The 2,722-nt window shown below is 38.4% G+C and carries 4 protein-coding genes and 1 pseudogene; 2 read left to right on the top strand and 3 right to left on the bottom strand.

Annotation, left to right across the window (positions count from 1 at the left end; translation table 11 throughout):
• Positions 1-138: 138 nt before the first annotated feature.
• Entirely contained in the window at positions 139-249 is a 111-nt protein-coding gene (locus BA053_RS08425) for a WPE palindromic element domain-containing protein (protein WP_255356256.1), read from the bottom strand.
• 186 nt (positions 250-435) lie between these two features.
• Here BA053_RS08425 and BA053_RS05885 point away from each other — a divergent pair, with 186 nt between their 5' ends.
• Entirely contained in the window at positions 436-1,173 is a 738-nt protein-coding gene (locus tag BA053_RS05885; protein ID WP_065095012.1) for a WD_0702 family putative metalloprotease, read from the top strand.
• Between the two features lie 39 nt (positions 1,174-1,212).
• Here the strand turns inward: BA053_RS05885 and BA053_RS08735 are convergent.
• Both BA053_RS08735 and BA053_RS08420 read right to left on the bottom strand, forming a co-directional pair.
• Positions 1,213-1,383 (bottom strand): annotated as a pseudogene (locus BA053_RS08735) (WPE palindromic element domain-containing protein); the annotation flags it as partial.
• Entirely contained in the window at positions 1,373-1,495 is a 123-nt protein-coding gene (locus BA053_RS08420; protein WP_255356255.1) for a hypothetical protein, read from the bottom strand. The gene BA053_RS08420 and the pseudogene BA053_RS08735, both read right to left, overlap by 11 nt.
• 120 nt (positions 1,496-1,615) lie before the next feature.
• Here BA053_RS08420 and tsaD point away from each other — a divergent pair, with 120 nt between their 5' ends.
• Positions 1,616-2,623, top strand: a complete 1,008-nt coding sequence (gene tsaD / locus BA053_RS05880) for a tRNA (adenosine(37)-N6)-threonylcarbamoyltransferase complex transferase subunit TsaD (protein ID WP_065095013.1) — start codon at positions 1,616-1,618, stop codon at positions 2,621-2,623.
• The last annotated feature ends 99 nt before the right edge of the window (positions 2,624-2,722 follow it).

Raw genomic sequence — 2,722 nt, 5'->3', positions numbered from 1 at the left:
GTTTAGAATAAAAAAACGCCATACTTGAAAGTATAATGTAAGTAATTAGCCAACCACGGGGCTTCTTTTGCCTTTTTTTTCATTTGGTAAATTTCTTAATGTTTATGGCTAAAGCAATTTAAGAGACCGAAAATGGTGTCATTCCAGCGCGTGACGCTGGAATCCAGTTCTTATTACCTGGTGTAAAGTTAAGTTTCCTGGATCCCAGTGTCTGGGCACTGGGATGACGCCTCTGGGCACTGCCGTCATAAAGGAACCAGTGTCAGCTACTTGAATGACATCATAGGGGGTGCTGCCCTGACAATCGTCATCCCGCTAACAAGCAGCGGTATGACGGTTATCAGTAAACATGAATTACTTTAGCCATGCAATCAGGCTCCCTAAAAACACTTTATAGCTCTTGAGTATAAAAAAAAATTCCTTTAATAATAAGGCATGCTAATCAGGAATTTAATAAAACAAGCAACTCAAGTAGGAAGCAGTGAAAATGCAATACGGTATGTCGAATATCTCTATCAATTTGAGAAGTTTAGAAACACATTAAACCTCACTTTATCACTAATAAAGCAAAATAGGCTCTCATTTGAAATATACCAAGAGGGATTAGTGGATATGGAAGAGGGAGTGTGTAAGACAATCAGGTCTTCCAGTGTAAATAGATATGTTATTGTACTGAGGAAGTCAAACCCATACATTATAGTGCATGAACTTTCACACATGGTTGAAAATGAACTGAACTTAAGTTTGGAACAGGAATTTCTCCATAAAGTTTACCAGGATATTGAGCAGAACCTAAAGCAAGCAAATATTCTTGTGCAGAAAATTATCGGCCAAGTTATATTTAAGGAGATACAGGCTTATCAAACTGCAAAATCACGTGCATCTGAATTATTTGCACGCTACTTTGAGCTGTTTGCTTGGGCGCAGGAGGTTTACCCTAAAGATAAAGAATACTTAATCCGCACTCAAGACTTAAACAAAGTGTTCCTTGCTACTGATCAATGGAAAAAGAGCTACCTGGATCCACAAATGATGGAGAGAATAGATAAGGAAATTAAGGAATACAGCAATAAAACTGCCACTAAAGACGTAACCAAAGTGCAAAGCAGTTGGACTAATAAATTTTCTCCTGGGGGCAAAAAAATTAGCTCCATATTTGAAGATGATGATTAGCTTATAGTGCAGGTTTTCCTACGTCATACCGCTGCGAACCGTCATACCGCGATTCATTCTTTTGGTGTACGAACATTGCAATTTGCAGGTAATTTGAGTAGTAGATGGTGTCATTCCAGTGCTTGACACTGGAATCCAGTTTCTATTGTACAGCCACCTGGTGTGCTCATTTAAAGTGAAGTTTTCTGGATCCCAGTGTCTAGGCACTGGGATGACACCATTCTTTTTCCTGGATCCCAGTGTCTGGGCACTGGAATGACACCTTCCTAGTGGAAATTGCTCTCAAATCATAATGTTCGTACAGTTGTGCGCGGCATCTCATCAGCTAACAAGCAGCGGGATGACGGTTGTCGGTAAATCTTTTAGCTGTAGAAGTTAACTTTGCAGTTAACTTCTACAGCGTTTCAAGATATAGTTTTGACAATAAAGTGCTCGAATATACATGAAAACCATTTTAGCTGTTGAAACAAGCTGCGACGAAACTGCAGTAGCGATTGTAAATAGTGACAAGCAAGTCCTTGCTCACGAAATTCTCTCCCAAGCAGAACACAAAAAACGTGGTGGAGTGATCCCTGAAATAGCTTCACGTGCTCATATGAAGCATTTAAGTGGTCTAATAAAAAGCGCCGTGGAAAAATCTAACCTTAACTTTTGTGACCTCAATGCGATTGCAGCAACATCAGGACCAGGACTCATAGGTGGATTAATAGTTGGTACAATGATGGCTAAAGCAATTGCGCATGTAGCACAAAAACCGTTCATTGCAGTGAATCACTTAGAAGCGCATGCATTGGTTATTAGGTTACTGCATGAGGTAAAATTTCCATTTTTAGTCCTACTAATATCAGGTGGTCACTGTCAATTTTTAATTGCACAGGATGTAGGTAAATACATTAAACTTGGAGAAACGCTCGATGATTCACTAGGAGAAGCATTTGATAAAGTTGCTAAGATGCTGGGTTTAAGCTATCCCGGAGGGCCATTAATTGAAAAGTTAGCTAAAAAAGGCAATGGTGCAAGATTTAAATTGCCAAGGGCAATGATAAAACGTTCTGGATGTAACTTTTCGTTTTCTGGAATTAAAACAGCAGTAAAAAACTTAGTGCAAGAACTTAAAATGAGCGAGCAAGATGTGTGTGATGTATGTGCTTCGTTTCAAGAGTGTATTAGTGACATACTGCTGGACAGGGTTAGTAATGCGATTATTATGGCCGAATCTTTAAATATCAAAATCAATGACTTTGTGATTACCGGCGGAGTTGCAGCAAATAATTTCTTGAGAGAAAAATTAAAGCAACACATAAACTTAAACATATTTTTTCCTCCCAACAACCTATGTACAGATAATGCAATAATGGTTGGATGGGCAGGAATTGAAATGTTACAGAAAAGCTATATAGATTCTCTCAATTTTGCACCAAGACCTAAGTGGGAGTTAGAGAGTTATTAAAAGCTCTCAATTCTGAATTATAGCTAAAGTGACTTAGGTTCTCTAATTGCACATAAGTCAACAATAATTTTCACACAAATCAAAACAGCATATCTTCTC

The organism is Wolbachia endosymbiont of Nomada ferruginata (genome assembly GCF_001675785.1).
Lineage (GTDB): Bacteria > Pseudomonadota > Alphaproteobacteria > Rickettsiales > Anaplasmataceae > Wolbachia > Wolbachia pipientis.
Note: the sequence above shows the minus strand (reverse complement) of the source record. Positions and strands in the feature narration are given on the sequence as shown.

Coding starts and splice junctions, on each gene's coding strand:
- BA053_RS08425 (WP_255356256.1), bottom strand. CDS start 249: ATGACGGCAGTGCCCAGAGGCGTCATCCCAGTGCCCAGACACTGGGAT.
- BA053_RS05885 (WP_065095012.1), top strand. CDS start 436: ATGCTAATCAGGAATTTAATAAAACAAGCAACTCAAGTAGGAAGCAGT.
- BA053_RS08420 (WP_255356255.1), bottom strand. CDS start 1,495: ATGAGATGCCGCGCACAACTGTACGAACATTATGATTTGAGAGCAATT.
- tsaD (WP_065095013.1), top strand. CDS start 1,616: ATGAAAACCATTTTAGCTGTTGAAACAAGCTGCGACGAAACTGCAGTA.